14 protein-coding genes are annotated in these 17,682 nt (G+C 51.7%); 10 read left to right on the forward strand and 4 right to left on the reverse strand.

Features of this window, described 5'->3' with window-relative positions; genetic code table 11:
* Nucleotides 1-78: 78 nt before the first annotated feature.
* Genes QOL41_RS05835 through QOL41_RS05845 form a run of 3 tightly spaced genes read right to left on the reverse strand, consistent with a single transcriptional unit; the run spans nt 79 to nt 6,878 of the window.
* Nucleotides 79-2,352, reverse strand: coding sequence for an aconitate hydratase (locus QOL41_RS05835; protein ID WP_283428995.1), 2,274 nt, complete (start codon nt 2,350-2,352; stop codon nt 79-81).
* A gap of 59 nt (nt 2,353-2,411) precedes the next feature.
* The gene (locus QOL41_RS05840) at nt 2,412-3,701 is read right to left on the reverse strand and encodes an FISUMP domain-containing protein (RefSeq protein WP_283428996.1); all 1,290 of its coding nucleotides are present in this window, start codon (nt 3,699-3,701) and stop codon (nt 2,412-2,414) included.
* Nucleotides 3,702-3,737: 36 nt separating this feature from the next.
* Nucleotides 3,738-6,878 carry a cellulase family glycosylhydrolase gene (locus QOL41_RS05845; protein WP_283428997.1) on the reverse strand — a complete coding sequence of 1,047 codons (3,141 nt, stop codon included), beginning with the start codon at nt 6,876-6,878 and terminating at the stop codon, nt 3,738-3,740.
* A gap of 91 nt (nt 6,879-6,969) precedes the next feature.
* On the opposite strand from QOL41_RS05845, the gene QOL41_RS05850 reads away from it, so the two are divergent.
* The 10 genes from QOL41_RS05850 (at nt 6,970) to tnpA (ending at nt 16,089) form a co-directional block, all read left to right on the forward strand.
* Nucleotides 6,970-8,871, forward strand: coding sequence for a SulP family inorganic anion transporter (locus QOL41_RS05850; RefSeq protein ID WP_283428998.1), 1,902 nt, complete (start codon nt 6,970-6,972; stop codon nt 8,869-8,871).
* A gap of 279 nt (nt 8,872-9,150) precedes the next feature.
* Complete coding sequence (gene purN, locus QOL41_RS05855; protein WP_283428999.1) at nt 9,151-9,741, forward strand: phosphoribosylglycinamide formyltransferase; 591 nt, start codon at nt 9,151-9,153, stop codon at nt 9,739-9,741.
* A 3-nt stretch (nt 9,742-9,744) separates the two neighbouring features.
* Nucleotides 9,745-10,503 (forward strand): ribonuclease HII, encoded by a 759-nt coding sequence (rnhB, locus tag QOL41_RS05860; RefSeq protein ID WP_283429000.1) that lies wholly within the window; start codon nt 9,745-9,747, stop codon nt 10,501-10,503.
* A 139-nt stretch (nt 10,504-10,642) separates the two neighbouring features.
* Entirely contained in the window at nt 10,643-11,335 is a 693-nt protein-coding gene (locus tag QOL41_RS05865) for a MotA/TolQ/ExbB proton channel family protein (RefSeq protein ID WP_283429001.1), read from the forward strand.
* Nucleotides 11,336-11,343: 8 nt separating this feature from the next.
* A complete protein-coding gene (locus QOL41_RS05870) occupies nt 11,344-11,751 on the forward strand; it encodes an ExbD/TolR family protein (protein ID WP_283429002.1) in 408 nt (135 codons plus the stop codon).
* Nucleotides 11,752-12,501 (forward strand): energy transducer TonB, encoded by a 750-nt coding sequence (locus tag QOL41_RS05875; RefSeq protein WP_283429003.1) that lies wholly within the window; start codon nt 11,752-11,754, stop codon nt 12,499-12,501. It begins immediately after the preceding gene.
* A 69-nt stretch (nt 12,502-12,570) separates the two neighbouring features.
* Nucleotides 12,571-13,854 carry a beta-propeller domain-containing protein gene (locus tag QOL41_RS05880; RefSeq protein ID WP_283429004.1) on the forward strand — a complete coding sequence of 428 codons (1,284 nt, stop codon included), beginning with the start codon at nt 12,571-12,573 and terminating at the stop codon, nt 13,852-13,854.
* A 3-nt stretch (nt 13,855-13,857) separates the two neighbouring features.
* Complete coding sequence (locus QOL41_RS05885) at nt 13,858-14,445, forward strand: OmpA family protein (protein ID WP_283429005.1); 588 nt, start codon at nt 13,858-13,860, stop codon at nt 14,443-14,445.
* A 75-nt stretch (nt 14,446-14,520) separates the two neighbouring features.
* Nucleotides 14,521-15,465, forward strand: a complete 945-nt coding sequence (locus tag QOL41_RS05890) for a tetratricopeptide repeat protein (RefSeq protein WP_283429006.1) — start codon at nt 14,521-14,523, stop codon at nt 15,463-15,465.
* Nucleotides 15,466-15,651: 186 nt separating this feature from the next.
* Nucleotides 15,652-16,089 (forward strand): IS200/IS605 family transposase, encoded by a 438-nt coding sequence (tnpA, locus tag QOL41_RS05895; RefSeq protein ID WP_283429007.1) that lies wholly within the window; start codon nt 15,652-15,654, stop codon nt 16,087-16,089.
* A gap of 176 nt (nt 16,090-16,265) precedes the next feature.
* Here tnpA and murA read toward each other — a convergent pair whose 3' ends face one another.
* On the reverse strand, nt 16,266-17,543 hold the full coding sequence (gene murA / locus QOL41_RS05900; protein ID WP_283429008.1) for a UDP-N-acetylglucosamine 1-carboxyvinyltransferase: 1,278 nt from the start codon (nt 17,541-17,543) through the stop codon (nt 16,266-16,268).
* Between the last annotated feature and the right edge of the window lie 139 nt (nt 17,544-17,682).

Consider the following 17,682-nt stretch of genomic DNA (forward strand, 5'->3'; position numbering starts at 1 on the left):
AAGTGTCACGTTTTTGTGTTATTTTCAAAAAATGAACAGTTTTTCCGCTTTTGGGGGTAGCTCCGCCAGGTTTGGACCTTACTTGTTGTTCGCGCGGATCAAGTTGAGGGCGGAGCCAGCCTTGAACCATGCCCACTGCTGTTCGTTGTAGGTGTGGCTGAGGGCGATGTTGTCGACAGAGCCATCCTTGTGGTGAGCAACGAGGGTGAACTCGGAACCCGGGGCGAACTTGGTGAGGCCAACGATGTCGAACACGTCCTGTTCCTGGATCTTGTCGTAATCGGCAGCATTCTTGAAGGTGAGGGCCAGCATGCCCTGCTTCTTGAGGTTCGTCTCGTGAATGCGGGCGAAGCTCTTCACGATTACGGCCTTCACGCCGAGGAAGCGCGGTTCCATGGCAGCGTGTTCGCGGCTGGAGCCTTCACCGTAGTTTTCGTCACCAATCACGATGGAGCCCGTACCCTTGGCCTTGTAAATCTTGGCAAGTTCGGGGACTTCCTTGTATTCACCGCACTGGCAGAGGACCTTGTTCGTTTCGCCGTTGAAAGCGTTCACGGCGCCGATGAGCATGTTGTTCGAAATGTTTTCCAAGTGACCGCGGTAGTTGAGCCACGGACCGGCCATGGAGATGTGGTCGGTGGTGCACTTGCCCTTGGCCTTGATGAGGAGCGGGGCGCCGGCGATGTCCTTGCCGTCCCAAGCCGCGAACGGAGCGAGAGCCTGGAGGCGCTTGCTTTCGGGATTGATGGAAACGGTAATCTTGGAACCGTCGACCGCAGGAGCCTGGTAGCCGGCGTCCTTGACTTCGAAGCCCTTCGGCGGGAGTTCGCATTGTTCCGGCGGGTCAAGCTTCACGGCCTTGCCCTCGTTGTTCACCAGGGTGTCGGTCATGGGGTTGAAGCGGATGTCGCCGGAGAGGGCGGCAATCACAGCCATGAGCGGACTAGCCACAAAGGCGTGGGTGTTCGGGTTGCCGTCGGCGCGCTTTGCGAAGTTGCGGTTAAAGCTATGGACGATGGTGTTGAGTTCCTTCTTGTCGGCACCGGCGCGGTCCCAACGGCCAATGCAAGGACCGCAGGCGTTCGTCATGATGGTGGCACCGAACTGCTTGAACAAGTCGATGAGACCATCGCGTTCGGCGGTGTAGCGCACCTGTTCGGAACCCGGGTTGATGAGGAGCGGGCATTTCGGGGAAAGACCCTTGGCGAGAGCCTGCTTGATCATGTTTGCTGCCATGAAGAGGTCTTCGTAGCTGGAGTTCGTGCAAGAACCGATGAGGGCGGCGCTTACGACCGGCGTAGATTCCGGCTTCGTTTCGGTGGCCTTGAGGGATTCTGCCATGTCGGTCACGGCGTAGGCGCGGTCCGGGCTGAACGGGCCGTTGAAGTGCGGCACGAGCGTGCTCAGGTCAATTTCCACGACGCGGTCAAAGAACTTTTCCGGATTTGCTTCGACTTCGGGGTCGGCCTTGAGGTGTTCTGCAATCTTGTCGGCAGCGGCGGCCACGTCGGCACGGCCAGTCACCTTGAGGTAGCGGCTCATGGAATCGTCGTAGCTGAAGGTGGAGCAGGTAGCGCCCACTTCGGCACCCATGTTCGCAATCGTTGCCTTGCCGGTAGCGCTGAGGCTACGTGCGCCTTCGCCGAAGTATTCGATAATGGCGTTGGTGCCGCCCTTCACGGTCAAGATGCCTGCGAGCTTGAGGATGATGTCCTTCGCGGTAGCGAAGCCCTGGAGTTTGCCGGTGAGCTTCACGCCGATCATCTTCGGGTATTTGAGTTCCCACGGAAGGCCGACCATGGCGTCAACAGCGTCTGCACCGCCCACGCCAATCGCGAGCATGCCGAGGCCGCCAGCGTTCACGGTGTGGGAGTCGGTACCGATCATCATTCCGCCCGGGAAGGCGTAGTTTTCGAGCACCACCTGGTGGATGATGCCTGCACCCGGGAGCCAGCAGTCAATGCCGTACTTGGCGGACACGGACTGGAGGAAATCGTAAACTTCCTTGCTTTCTTCCTTCGCGCGGGGCAGGTCCTTTTCGACACCTTCGCGGGCGATAATCAAGTGGTCGCAGTGCACGGAGCTGGGTACTGCCACGCGGGCCTTACCGGCGGTGGTGAACTGCAAAAGGGCCATCTGGGCGGTAGCGTCCTGCATGGCCACGCGGTCGGGGTGGAATTCGGCAAAATCCTTGCCGCGTTCATAGGTCCTGTTCTCGGCGCCATCGATCAGGTGGCTGTAGATAATCTTTTCGGCGAGGGTGAGCGGACGGCCCAGCTGCTTGCGGGCAGCTTCAACGCGGGCGGGAATGCGGGCATAGACGCCCTGGATCATGTCGAAATTGAAAAGCATAGTCTCTTGGGGGTTTAGGTTGAATTTTCGGGCGTAAAGATAGAAAAATCAGACAGAATTTAGTCCTTTACGCAACGCAGACTGCGACCTCGAACGAGCAGAGTCCCTTCATCGACTCCGTATCCGTCCTTGCCAGTGGTTGCAACGATGTGGTAAGCTAATGCACGATTGTTAGCGCATTCGCTACAATATTTGGCGGTAGATGTCCAAACGTATGCGCGCTTCCCGTTGGGGAAAAGTTCCGAGCCGTAGGTGTTACTGACTGGGAGGAGTGCAAATCCCAATTCGTTTGTCGCAATGTCTTCGTTCCCGTCAGAGTCGTATTGCCATCCGCAGGTGGATCTCAGTTTTACGATGCCTCCCCGGCAATCTGGGAAACTTGTCTTGGTTTCGTCATCGCATTCCGCGCCAACGGCCTTGCTCAAAGTCATCCATTCAGAAATCGTGGGAACATGCCAACCGCTAGGACAAATTCCCTGCTGGGGATTTTCCCATTTTCCGAAAAGGGAGTCCTTAATTAAACCAGCTTCCATCATTTCATCGGTATTGAAATTCATGACGCCCATGAAATTATAGAGCTGCCCGTACAGGGCGCAACTGTCTGCATTCGCATCGCACCAATGGTTGCCTGCCAGGTTGGGCGTTTTTTCTTCGTCGGCGTAAGCCAGGTTTTCCGCCATCCAGGTCTGTTCCCCGATTTTAACGGTGGCGTAGAACTGACCGTCGCGTTCGTCCTCTAGGCAGTGGTATTCAACGTCCGGGTTCAGGAATTTCCAATTGGGCTTCGACTTGCCTTCGCAGCCGATAACCGTGGGAGCCTTGTCGTAAAGGTGGCAGGAAATCTGCACCGCCGAAGACGAAATTGCAATTGAAGATGAAGACTTAGGCGATTCCGAGGAAGAACTACTCTTCACGGTTCCTGCAGGGCAGGGCTTGATTATTTCAGGATACCAGGTTCCGTCTTTACAGGTGACAAGTATCTTGCTGTCTTCCGTCAGCAGGACGAGCCCTTCTTTATCGCAGTTGTTGCCTTTATATGCCTGATACTCTTCCCAGGAGGGAATGACTTCGTTGTAGCGGACGCTCGTGACGCATTCCTTCATCGTGGGAATGGTGCTGGAGCTGCTGAGGTCCGTTGAAGATGAACTTTTTTCATTGTTTGTCGCAGAACTTTTGCCTTGTTCTGAACCAGCTTTGTCAGATACAGAGCTCGAAGATTCCTTTAGGTTGGATTCTTTTGCACTGCTGGAACTTTCGGAAGGTTCTTGAGTTGGCGATGTGCTGGATTCGTCATCTCCACAGGCGATAAATGCGAAGAATGTAAAACAAATGAATAATTTTTTGATCATTTTTTCCTCCTTTATTTATAACAAAAGATAGAAAAATTACCGGCTTGCGATGCGGTGGGCGACGTTGTTCCAAAGGTTGTCAATGTGGCCTTCGCCAAGCCGCAGGCGTTGCGGTAGCGTAGGCTTTCTATCGTAGAGCATCTGTATATATTCGTCTTTTTGACCATGGAAGTCGAGAATTTCTATGGTGTAGACACTGGGAATGTCGGGATTGCAAGAGTTGTGGATGGAAACGACGGTTCCCTGGACATTTAAATTGTATTTGCTGTTTGAAATATGAAGTTCGATGGGTTCGCCTAAATAAAGTACGTCCAGTTCGTCCGTGTAAATGTCGACACCATGTTCCAAGAGCTTTGTCGTTATGCCGTCAATTTGGCGGCCATCTTCTTTCTGAATGGTAATCATTTCGGCGGCGCGGACCTTGACGTTTTCGCCATCGGAATCTCGGCCCATTCCTAGGAATATGCACATCGTCAGGTAGTATGTGTTGCGAAGTAGCCAGAAGAGAACTGCCAAAATTCCGATATATTTCAAGGCTATCAGCATGTACGACATGCGGATAATGCCCGCAACCGTTAATGCAAGCAGGACCACGAAGGGAACAAGGCTTCGCTTGTCGATGGTTTGTCGCTTGTTGGACTTTTCTTTTTTGGTGACCTTGAATGTAGAAAGGGTGATACCCAAGGTTTCCTTGATAATCGGAATAAGCAAGAATGGCATGACCGATGTCTCGTAAATGCCGCTCCAGCGGGACGAAATTTTTCCTTGGCTTGTAATTCTTAATGCAACCATCGAAAGCAAATGCATGGGGAGCCAGAACAAGGCCAGGTCAACCAAGGTGCACTTGAAAATCGGAATGCAGAAAACGGCAAACATCAAAGGAGAAATCAGGTAAATCAAGTTCTTGATGGGCGAGAACCAATAGAGCACGGAACTGAGGTAACTGAGCTTTTGTGATAAGTCCAGCTTGCGGTTGCGCAGGAACTTGAGCTGCTTTGCGGTGGCAATCACGCCGCGACCCCAGCGGGTGCGCTGCTGCACGTGCTCCTTGAAGGTCGAGGGGGCTAAGCCCGAGGCCAATGGTTCCGAAAGGCCGAGGCTCACAAAGCCCGCTGATTCAATCAGCATGCCTGTGGCAAAGTCTTCGGTAATGGATTTTGTATAAAATCCACCAATGGCTTCCAGTGCCTTGCGCGAAATAATCGTGTTTGATCCGCCGTAAATCACGCTGTTGGTAGATGTCTTGGCCGCTTCGATGACGTCGTAGAAAAAGTCCTGTTCGTTAGGAACCTTGGTCTCGGCGTAAAGATTGTGCTGGAATACGTCGGGGGTATAGAAAGATTGCGGGGTTTGTATAAATCCCAGCGGTCGGCGCTTTTCTTCGGGGAGGCTTTCGTTGATGCGTTCGGCGTCCACAAAATAGGGAATTGTCTTGAGCAGGAACTTCCTCTGCGGAATCATGTCGGCGTCAAATGTCACTACGTAAGGCGAATGGGTACGTTCCAGAGCCTTGTTCAAGTTTCCGGCCTTGGCGCCTTCGTTGTCTGGGCGGTCAAAATAATGGACTCCGAGTTCTTCGGCAAGTTTGCGCATTTCAGGCCTGCGATGGTCATCGCACAGGTAAATGTGAACCTTGTTCTTGTCGGGGTATTCCATATACTTGCAACCGATAATGGTCTTGCGTAAAAGTTCGGGCGGTTCGTTATAAGTCGAAATAAAGATGTCCACATCGGGGTAGTCTTCGTCGGCGATTTTAGGGAGCGGGTGCTCGCGAAATTTGAGCATGCTGCTGTAGTGAATCATGGATTCGCAAAAGCCGAGAATCTCGATGACTAGCAAGATGCAGCTTCCGATAATCGCAATCCAGCCGTAGGCAAAGGGAATGGAACAGGAAACGCGCCAACAAAGGTAAATCAAGGTGCAAAAAGAACTTGAAAACAGGAACAGGTCGCTCAGAATGACTTTGCTGGGCTTGGAATTGAACTTTAATGCGCCTTTATCGGGGCTGTACTTTAGCAAGTCATCGTAGGTTTTGATTTTTTGAGTCTTGAATCTTTTTTTGAACTTGTGAAAGAGAAGGGTGATGAAAAGAATAATGAATACAGGGATGGCGAATAGGGCCCAAACCTTATAGGGCGCGGTGCGAGCCATTAACTTGAATTGGGATTTCGGTTCGTAGGCAAGCTCGATTTTGTCTATGTCGGTTCCCTGGAAAATGGCCTTCGCAAATTGGCCCGAAAGCGTAAGGTCTTTGTCAGTCAAGGAATCCGTGGCGTACGAATCGTCCTTGATCATGGAGGCTTCTTCTTCTTTATTAGACAGGCTCCAAATCGTGTAGTTTAAATGCAGGGAATCGAGCAGTCGGTACCATGTTTTTACGCTTTCAAAATCAATTTTCCCATCACCGGTTTCTTCGCAGAGGCCGCTTTCTGAAACAAAGATGGGTGTTCCTTGCCCAACAACTTCGCGGAGCTTGGCCCGAAATTCGTCTTTGTGCGAGGTCGCGTAAAAATGGAACGTGTACATGATGTTTTCAAAATTTATCGGATCTTTAGCCGGGAATTGAATTTCTCGGTCGTAGTTTGGTGTACCGATTAAAATCAATGCATCGGGCTTGTGCCTGCGGATGACGGGAATGATGATATTCGCATATTCTTTAATATCTTCCCAGGTGCAGTCGCCGTTGGGTTCGTTGCAGATTTCAAAAATCACGTTCGGGACATTTGCGTATTCCTTTGCCATCATATTGAAAAAGTTGATGGCTTCGGCGAGGTTTTCGTTCGGGTTGTTGTCCGTAAGAATGTGCCAGTCGACCATCACGTACATATCGTTGTCGATGGCATATTGGACTCCCTTTCGCAATATTTCGAGGTTCTTTTGACGGTCGCCATGCACATAGTCGTCCGAATACATGGCGAGGCGGATCAGGTTCGTGTTCCATTCGGTGCTCAACTGCTTGAAAAGTCCGTTGTTCACGAACTGCGGAAACCAGGTGAGACCATGGGTGCTTGCACCCCTCAGTACGACCTGCGTTCCGGCTTCGTCGTAAAGGCCGGTTCCTTGTACATGGAGTTTTCCGTTTATGGAGGGGCGTGCAACCATGGCGCTGGCTGAAATAGTTATAGCCAAAATCAATAACGCGATGGTTTGTAAAATGTGAAAATCGGACTGTTTCATGCTTTGAAAGATAATAAAAGCCCAATTTTACCCTTAACAAAGGGTGTAAATTTTCCTAAATTTGGCCGCGTTCCTAAGATTGGAGACCCCCATGCCCAATATTAACGCCAAAGAGTCCGTCAAGAATTTCCTTGCTGGAGTCAAGACGACCGTTACCCCTGAATTGTTCCGCACAATCCGCAGGGGCTACGACAAGAAGAACTTCGTAAGCGACCTCATGTCGGGCCTGATTGTGGGCATTCTGGCGCTCCCGCTTGCCATCGCTTTTGCAATTGCTTCGGGTGTGGGTCCGGAACAGGGCCTTTACACGGCAATCATCGCTGGCTTTACCATTTCGCTCTTGGGCGGTTCCCGCTTCCAGATTGGTGGCCCGACGGGTGCTTTTATTGTGATTGTTTACGGTATCGTGAGCCAGTACGGCTACGATGGCCTTGCCTCGGCAACGCTTTTGGCCGGTATCTTGTTGATTATCTTTGGCTTGGCCAAGTTTGGCGCTATCATTAAGTTTATCCCGTATCCAGTAACCGTGGGCTTTACCGCCGGTATCGCTATTATTATTGCTCTTGGTCAGGTGCCGAACTTCTTCGGTCTGCGATTCCTTTCGAAGGATCCGGCCGATGCTGTGGGCAAAATCAAGCTTTATGCTTCTTCTTTGGATACCATTAATATTTATGCTGTGATTGTGGGCCTTGTGGCTCTGGCCGTTTGCATTCTTTGGCCGAAGATTACCACGAAGGTTCCGGGCTCCTTGATTGCTATTATCGTGGCGACAGTGCTTGTGAAGGTTTTGGGCTGGGACGATCCGATTACGGGCCATGGCGTGGTGACCATTGGCATGAAGAACCACATTCCGAGTGGTTTCCCGGTGCCGCACCTGCCGAACATTAGCCTCGAAATGATGCAGAAGGTGTTCCAGCCGGCTTTGACGATTGCCATTCTCGGTGCCATCGAATCCCTTTTGAGCGCTGTGGTGGCTGACGGTATGACCTCGACCAAGCACCGCTCCAATACCGAACTTTTTGGCCAGGGTGTGGCTAACGTGCTTTCTCCGATGTTTGGCGGTATTCCGGCTACGGGTGCTATTGCCCGTACGGCTACGAACATCCGTAATGGTGCCGTGAGCCCGATTTCTGGCTTGGTGCATGCGATTGTTTTGCTCCTCATTATGCTGGTGCTTGGTAAGTATGCCGAAATGATCCCGATGGCAGCCCTTGCCGCTGTGCTTTTCCAGGTGGCATTCAATATGTGCGGCTACCGCAGCTTTATCAAGATGTTCAAGGCTCCCAAGAGCGATGTTGCTGTGATGCTTGTGGCTTTCTTCTTGACCGTGATTATCGACCTGACTGTCGCAATCGAAGTGGGCGTGCTTTTGGCCGCAGTGCTCTTCATTAAGCGCATGAGTGACGTTGCCGAAGTGGAAACGGTGACCGAAGCTCTTAAAGAAGACGACGAAGAAGCGGCTCATAACGAGCTTAGCCGCCAGGTGCCGAAGGGCGTTGCTGTGTACGAACTTGCCGGTTCGCTCTTCTTTGGTGCGGTCGACAAGTTTAAAGATACCATGGCCCGCATCTCAGACAAGCCGAAGATTCTTATTCTGCGTATGCGTAGCGTTTCAAGCATCGATGCCGCCGGTATCCAGATGATTGAGGACTTGCTGAACCGTTGCAACCGCGAAGGTACGCAGTTGTTGCTCAGTGGCGTGCATGCCCAGCCGGTGGTCGCGCTTACTCGCGCCGGAGTGCTCAAGCAGCTCGGCGAAGAAAACGCCCTCGGTAACATTGATGCCGCTCTCAACCGTGCCCGCGAACTCTTGGGCCTTCCGATTGTGGACGCCTCTCACGAAGTGCAGCCTGCACCTACCGTGTCTTGGGAAAAGAACCTCGACAAGCCGTGGATGCCGGAAGAATCCAATGCTGCAATCGCCGAAGAAACGCCGGAAGTTATCGCCGAAAAGATGATGGACGAACCGGTTGTAAAGATCGAAGAAAAATAGAACTTTATTTGTAATTCTTAGGAATTAGAAAACCTAAAAAAACGCTAAATTTCGTAAGATTTTTGCAAGTTTGTGACGGAAATCGCATTGTGATTTCCGTCTCTTTATTTATGTGCAATTTGTATCTAATTTATGGACATGACTAAGAACATTACCTTACAGTCTGCACAGAAAGCAAAAATCTTCTGGAACTTCGCATTTAACTATCTGGTTGCATTTGGCGGAGTGACCTGGGTTCTTGTTCACTGCTTCTGCTAATTTTTTTCTAAATTTGCGCCCATGTTTAAAATAGGCGTGATGGCTTCCGGTGGAGGAAGCAACTTTAAAGCAATTATTGACCGCATTGGCGAGGGCGACCTCGAAGCCCAATGCAAGTTCCTGATTACCAATAATGGTGGTTGTGGGGCTGTTTCTCATGCAGAATCCTACGGAATACCTGTATTCCATATTTCGGGCAAAACGCACCCCGATACGGCGGCCTACGAAGCAGCCCTTTTAGAAGTCATCGATCGCTACGATATTGATTTGTTGATTTTGGCTGGCTACATGAAGGCTTTGCCTGTAAGCCTCATTAAAAGGCTCCCGGACCGCATTCTGAACATTCACCCGTCGCTTTTGCCCAAGTATGGCGGTAAGGGCTTTTTCGGAATTCACGTGCACGAAGCGGTGATTGCCGCGCACGATACAGAATCGGGCCCGACGGTTCACCTGGTCAGCGAAGAAATCGACCAAGGCCGAGTTCTTGCGCAGACTCGCGTGCCTGTTGAAGAAGGCGATACTCCGGAAACGCTTGCTGCCCGAGTGCTGGTGCAGGAACACGCCCTCTACTGGAAGACGATTAAGGATTACGCCGCTCAAATAGGCTTGTAGCCCATGAAGTTCAAGGTTCCGGCATTTCTCGAAGGAATAGAAGCTCCTGTTGATGGCGAAATTGCCATGCGCAAGTTCGCCACGCAAGCAGGGGAGAACGCAATCGTAGTCGGTATCGACGAAGTCGGTCGTGGCCCGCTTGCTGGCCCGGTTGTGGCATGTGCGGCTGTCCTTAAGGCGCCCGATGCGCTTCTGACGCTCAACGATTCCAAGAAACTCACGCGCCCCAAGCGCGAAGCCATGTACCAGGACGTGCAAGATGCCTGCGCCTGCTTTGCTGTAGCGAGCGCCTCGGTCGAAGAAATTGACCGCATGAACATTCTGGAAGCGGACTTTTTGGCTATGCGCCGCGCCCTGCAGGCCCTCGGCATGCCCGGAATTCACGAATCCGCCCCTCAGATTCCGGTATTCCAGAAAGGCTCCTTTGCCGAGGTTTTCGGCTCGCCGCTCAAGGCCCAGAGCTCATTGCTCATTGCCGTCGATGGCAACCTCAAAATTCATGGGATTCCCGAAGAAATGCAGATTCCCGTGGTCAAGGGCGATGGCCGCATTGCAAGCATCTCGGCGGCCTCGATTTTGGCGAAAGTCTTCCGTGACCGCTACATGGATGACCTCGAAAAGAAATTCCCCGGCTACGGCTTCAACAAGCATGCCGGTTATGGAACCAAGGCTCACCTTGACGCAATCCGCCGTCTCGGCATGACTGCGGAACATCGTAAAAGCTTTCACCCCAAGAGTTTACAAACCGAGCTAGATCTTTAGGCCCATTTTTGTAAACTTTTGTTTCTTACGATATTGTTGCAAATTTTACCTAAGACCCCGGAAACTTTTCCGTGGTCTTTTGCTATATTGTTGCCAAACAACAAGATACGAGTCTTTTTCCGGCTAACGGGAGGTGATTTTGAACAATTCGGTACCTTTACTCCAAATGCTTACGCAGTCCGATATCGCGACGATCGTGATTTTGGGCATTTTGGCTATCATGTCGCTCGGTTCATGGGGCATTATCATTGTAAAGTACATCGTGAATCGCAAGAACCAGCGCGCAAACGTCGTGTTCTTCCGCGATTTTATTAACGTGCGCCAGTTCGTGGAATTGCAGGGACTCTGCGAAACCGCAGACGACAGTGCACTCCGCAGCTTGACCTCCGAAGTGCTTAAGGAAGCATCCAAGTTCAGTAACTTCGTGAGCTACGATTCCATTCAGCACCGTGCATCGCTTTTGGAAGACACCATCCAGCGCTCGATTGAAGGCCTCCGCCTGACTGAAGACCGCTACCTTGGCTTCTTGGCTACCTGCTCGAACCTTGCCCCGTTCTTCGGACTTTTGGGTACGGTGTGGGGAATCATGGTCGCCTTCTTCCAGATTGGTCAGCATGGTTCTGCAGACCTTACCGTGGTCGCTCCGGGTATCGCTATGGCTTTGATTACGACGGTTGCAGGCCTTGTGGTTGCAATCCCTGCTTCTGCCGGTTATAACTATTTCACCGCCCGCAATGGTCAGAACGAAATTTCGTACTTCAACTTCGGCTCCCAGGTGCTTAGCCTCTTTAAGCGCGGTGACTTGCTCGCTCTTGAAGAAGTGGCTGGCTAGGAGGCATAGTGAAGCGCAGTCGCGGTAAAGAACTTAAGCAGGAAATGAACCTCACGAACATGATTGATATCGTGTTCGCCATTCTGATTGTGTTCATTATTTCTGCGCCTCTCATGAGCCAAGGTGTCAAGGTGGACCTGCCTAAGGCAGAAGCCCCGACCATGGAACAAGAGAAGCTCTTGAAGGTTTCTATCACACAAAACGAGGAACTCTACATTGCTGACATGATGGTCGACTTTGCGAGTTTCAACAACGTGTTCAAGTCGCTCTGGAACGGCGAGATGGCGGTGGTCATCAATGCCGATGAGTCTGTGAACTATGGCCTTGTGATGAAAGTGGTGACCCAGGTGCAAAAGCTCGGGGTGACCAAGCTCGGATTCCTGACGATGAATCCCAAGGAAAAACCGGGGAAGTAGGTGAGCGAAGAAAGAAACATCCAATACTTCTCGTCGCAAGATGATGGAACGATGGTGAAAATCATCGTGTGCGCTGTAGTATTCCACTTGCTCGTTGCGGGAATTTGCATCGCTTTCCATTTTGTGAACTTTAAGCATGAACCGGAACCGATTCCGGTGTTTGAAATGGTGCAGGTTAACCAGCCGGTGCAGCCGCGTCCGAAACCGCCACGCCCGAAGCCGGTAGAACCTAAGCCAGAACAGCCCAAGCCGATTGAGCCTAAGCCCGAACCGAAGCCGAAGGTGGACCAGCAGTTGCCGCCTGAACCTAAGGTCGAAGAAAAACCGCCCGAACCGGAGCCGGTGGAAGAACCCCAGCCGGAACCAGAACCGGAGCCGGAACCGCAGGATGATTTTGAAGTAGACGATCTGGATTTGCCGACGGCTGTCGAAGCCCCGAGCTTGAATCCGGTGGGATCCGTGGATATGGACCCGCTTATGCAAGTTTATCTGGAACGTTTAAAACAAATTATCATGAGTAATTTCAATCCGCCTTCGAACTTGAACGTGCGTCGCGATGTAAAGACCACGGTGCAGTTTACGGTGGACCGCTTTGGCGGTATTACAGCGATTACCCTCAAGCGTAGTTCTGGAAATAAGACTTGGGATCATTTGTCAGTTCGTGCAGTACAAATTTCTAAGGTTCCGGAGCTTCCGCCTAACTTTAGAGCCCCTTCGTTGGTTCTTCACTTTAATTTCACGCCAAATTAAGGTGATAGTGGTCTGGGGTAGCGAAAAATTGTATTATATTGAACAAACGAGTGGATTAGAATGGAAAAAATGAGATTTCTTGCAAGCGTCGCTGCCTTTGCGCTGGCCATGCTGCCGGTGACATCGCATGCGACCATCGATACGATTGCCGTAGATGTGGGTATTTCTGTCTTTAAGACGATGCCCATTGGCGTTGTTCCTTTTGCAGAAAAGAAGTCCATTGACTGGATCGAAGAAAAACCGCATTTGATTGTGACCCGTGATGCAAATCTTTCGGGCCGTTTCGACGTTGTTTCCTCGGACAAATTCGACCTGCCTTTGTTCAGCAAGACTCATGCCAAGCATTACATTACGGGTAAGGTGACTCCTGTCGGTAAGTTGCTGAAGGTGGAATGTTTCTTGTATGCATCGCAGACCAAAGACGTGATGCTTGGTGAATCTTATACGGTGGAACAGAAGGATATGCGCCGTGCCTTGCACCAGTTTTTTGACCAGGTGATTTACCGCCTGTGGGGTGAACGCGGTGTGGCATCGACCAAGCTTGCCTATGTTTCCAAGATTGACGGCGTTAAGCAGGTGGTGGTTTCTGATTACGATGGATTCCATCGCAGCCAGATTACCCGCGACACGACCATTAGCATGATGCCTGTTTGGATGAAGGGTAATGCTGGCCTTTACTATGTGAATTTCAAGACGCACCGTCCGAAGCTTTATTCCAAGACTTTTGGCGGCGTTGAAAGATCGGTGTTCCCGCAGTTGGAACAGACCTATAGCCCGGCTGTAAACCCGAAGACGGGTGAACTTTTGTTCTCGAGCACGGTTGACGGCAAGACGGATTTGTACATCGGTGATCCTTCTACGGGTAGGGCTAAAAAGTTTGCTTACCTCAAGTCGAACCAAACTAGCCCGGCATGGAGCCCGTACGCATCGGAAGTGCTCTTTACGAGTGATCGTGGCGGTGGCCCGCAGATTTTTGCAATGGGTAAGGATGGTTCCGATTTGCGCCGCGTGACCTTTATGGGCCGCTATAACGAACGTGCCAGTTGGTCGCCCGAAGGTGACCGCATTGCCTATACTTCGATGGATGCTGGCCACATGAACATTTATACCTGCGCTCTCGATGGTTCTGACATTGTGCAGCTCACGAGCAACGCCGGCAACAACGAACACCCCACTTGGTCGCCTGATGGCAAGCTGATTGCTTTTGCTAGCAACCGTAGCGGTTCGTATCAGATCTACATTATGAGAAAAGACGGCTCGAACGTGACCCGTATTACCAATTCCGGTGAAAACACTTCGCCCACGTGGTCTTTTTTCTACGACGATTTTAAACAACCAACAAAAGGAAGGTAAAAAATGAAGAACTTCGTGAAACTCGCTGTCGTGGCATCTGCCGCAGCTCTCTGCCTTGTCGCTTGCGCCAAGCAGCAGCAACCCCAGACTGAACCGGAAGCCGCTCCGGCTCCTGCCGCTGTCGCTCCGGCTGCTGAACCGAATGCAGATTCTCTGGCTGCTGAACAGGCTCGCCTCGAAGCTGAACGCCTGGCTGCTGAACGTGCTCGCTTGGAAGCCGAACGCGCCCGCCTCGAAGCTTTGATCAACCAGATCATGAGCGAAGACGTTTACTTTGACTTTGACCGTTCTGAACTCACCGAAAAGGCTAAGGAACTCTTGGCTCAGGTGGGCGAACTCCTGATTAAGGAAGAACGCTTCACGATTACGATTGAAGGCCACACCGATGCTCGCGGTACTGAAGACTACAACTTCACTCTCGGTGCAAAGCGTGCCATGAAGGTGAAGGAATTCCTCGTTGCTTACGGCATTGACGCCAAGCGCATGGAATCGGTCAGCTACGGTAAGGAAGCTCCGAAGGTTGAAGGTTCGACCGAAGAAGCTTACTCCCAGAACCGTCGCGCCAACTTCCGCGTGAACATCAAGGAATAAGATTCTTTAAATTTCGTCCTCGTCTTGCTTGTTGCGGATGAGGAATTATGCGGGTAATTAAAAAGAACTTGTTATATGAAAAACAAAAAATTGAACATCGTATTTCCCTTGCTTATGGTAGCAGCCCTTACGGGTTGTAGCCAGATGACTGTGCTCCGTACTAAGGAAATAAAGGCTGTCGGCGCTGAAGTTCAGGCCAACCTTGATTCTGTAGTACAGAGCTTAAAGGCTCAAAACGATTCTCTGCGTGCAGAATTGGCTGCGGCTGACCTTGCTCAGAAGCGCATGCAGGCCGAAATCACTATGCTTTCGCGCCGTGTGGGCGATGAGTCTGAACGTAACGATTCCAGGCAAGAAGAAATCATCTACCGCTTGGATATGTTGCTCGGCAAGTCCGACAAGATCTTGGCGAAGAAGGTGGTCGTGAGCGGTGCGCCTACAGCACCGGTCTCCATGGATAGCCTGGAACGCGAAGCCGAAAAGTTGGTTGAAGCCGAAGCGATGTTCAATACGGCCCGCTCCGATTACCATCGCGGTGAATTCAAGCTGGCTTACAGCGGTTTCAAACAGGTTTATGAACAAATGAAAGAAGGCGAACTCGCCGAGAATTCGCTCTACTGGATGGCGCTCTGCCTGATTGATGTGGCCCAGATTGACAAGGCGAAAAAGGTCTTTGCTCGCATGTCGGAAGCCTTCCCCGACGGTCAGAAGACCTGCCCCGCATTGTTCAAACTTTCGACCCTTTATGGCGAAGAATGCGACATCAACAAGCAAAAGCAGTACCTGCAGAAGATTCTTTCTACCAAGTCTTGCGAAAAGTCTGCCGAATTCGAACAGGCAGCCGAAATGTTGCAGGAAATCTTGGAAAAAGAAGACAAGAAATCTGCCGGTGAACCCGTGGAAAGATGCGTGCCTGTGGTTCGTGAACCGGTCAAGCCGACCTCCCGCAAGTCTACAACCAATAACGCTTCTGAACCGACTGCTAGCGCAACCGCTGAATCGACAGAAGCCGCGCTGTAACAGTTCAAAATCTTTCAAAAAGAAAACTCCGACGATTGATTCGCCGGAGTTTTTTGTATAATCGAAAACCACCTGCTAGGCAGGTGGTTCTAAAGAAGCTTTAGCGGTGCTGAAAAAAAATCCTTTGATTATAATTGAAATGCGGCCTGACAACTGCATAACAATAAAATCAAAGGATTAAATTCAATGGAAAATATACAAACATTAGCTCATACGAGTTGGAATTGCAAATACCACATAGTTTTCGCTCCGAAATTCAGGAGGAAAGTCTTTTACGGAGAGAAACGCCAAGAAATCGGGAAAATCCTCCGGACGCTGTGTGAATGGAAGAAAATCACGATAGTTGAGGCGGAGGTGTGTCCGGATCATGTCCACATGTTGCTCGAAATACCACCCAAGTTCGCCGTGTCCAGCGTGGTTGGCTTCTTGAAAGGGAAAAGCAGTGTGCAGTTGTACGAACGGTTTCCCGAATTAAAGTTCAAATACAAGAACAGGGAGTTTTGGTGTCGAGGTTACTATGTTGACACGGCTGGAAAAAATGCAGTTAAGATAGCGAATTATATTCGACATCAACTGGATGAAGACCGGCTTGGGGAGCAATTGACCATGATGGGTAAACTGTAGCCCGCTTGCGGGCATGCCGGTAGGGACCCGTACGCCAGTGCCAGACCGTCAACGCGTGTGACGCGTTGCTAGTATCCTAGGGCTATGCCCGTATATGAAGAACCGCCGGCTACGCCGGCGGGTCACTTTTTTTAGTCTCTCGTCTGTAGCCGCGTAGCGGCGTTCTCTCGTCTAGTCTACGGTTCGTCGGCGTCGATGACAACTCGGTTGACTTGGGCGCCGAGCTTAGCCATCTTGGCTTCGAAATCTTCGTAACCGCGGTCCAGGTGGTAAATGCGGCTGATCTTGGTTTCGCCTTCTGCGATTAACGCGGCGAGCACGAGGGCTGCGCTTGCACGCAGGTCGGAGCCCATCACGTCGGCGCCTTCCAGCGGAAGCCCGCCCTTGATGGTGGCGGTGTTGCCGCTGAGCGTAATGTTTGCACCCAAGCGTTCCATTTCGGCCACATGCTTAAAGCGGTCATTGTAGACGGTATCTTGAATCACGCTGTTGCCCGGAACCGACAGAAGTGTCGCCATGAGGGGCGCCTGCATATCGGTGGGGTAGCCCGGGAACGGGAGTGTCTGAATCGTAATCGGCTTGAGTTCCACATTGCGGGCGTCGACTTCGGCCCAGTCGGGGCCGACGGACACTTTACAGTTCATGTCGCGGAAGGCATCGAGGGTCGATGCGATGTGTTCGGGAATAATCTTGGTGACCTTGACGCGGCCACGCGTAATGGCGGCTCCACAAAGGTAGGTGCCTGCTTCGATACGGTCGGGAATGGTGACGCCATTACCCGGGCGTAGAGCTTCTACGCCCTGCACCGTAAGGGTGCGCGTGCCGCGACCCTGAATCTTGGCGCCCATACCGATGAGGTAATCGACGAGGTTATCGATTTCTGGTTCGAGGGCTGCATTTTGCAACACGCTTGTGCCCTTGGCAAGCGTTGCGGCCATCAGCACGTTCACCGTGGCGCCTACGCTCGAAATCGGGAAATGGAATGTACCGCCGGGGAGGCGTCCGTCGCAAGTGGCTTCTACGTAGCCGTGAGTCACGGTAATCTTCGCGCCCAGGGCTTCGAGGCCTTTCAGGTGCAAGTCCACAGGGCGCGGGCCCCAAGCGCAACCGCCCGGGAGAGACACGCGGCAGCGGCCAAAGCGTGCTACCAGAGGACCGAGCACATAGAAGCTTGCGCGCATGGTCTTTACGAGTTCGTAAGGGGCTTCCAGATGGTCGGCACCACGGGTGTCGATTCTTAAGGTGTGGGCTTCGCCACCGATGTGGCAACCGATTACGCGCAGCACATCGGACATGGTCTTCATGTCTTTGAGGTGCGGGACGTTCGTGATTTCGGAGACGCCGTCGGCCAAGAGGGCTGCTGCCATTACGGCAAGGACTGCGTTCTTGGCGCCGGAAATTTCAACTTCGCCGTCGAGCGGCTTTTTAACCTGAGGTACAATAAACTGGTACATAGTAAAATTAGACTTAAATTTTTTGCATTTATAAGATAGTAAAAGTACCGGGTTTTAGGGGCGTGCCCCTAGGAGAGAGGGTAGAGAAAAACCCGGCTGTGTGCAGCCGGGGTTTGAACGAGGGAGAAACCTCTCCCTT

It is taken from the genome of Fibrobacter sp. UWB10, assembly GCF_900182935.1.
GTDB lineage: Bacteria > Fibrobacterota > Fibrobacteria > Fibrobacterales > Fibrobacteraceae > Fibrobacter > Fibrobacter succinogenes_O.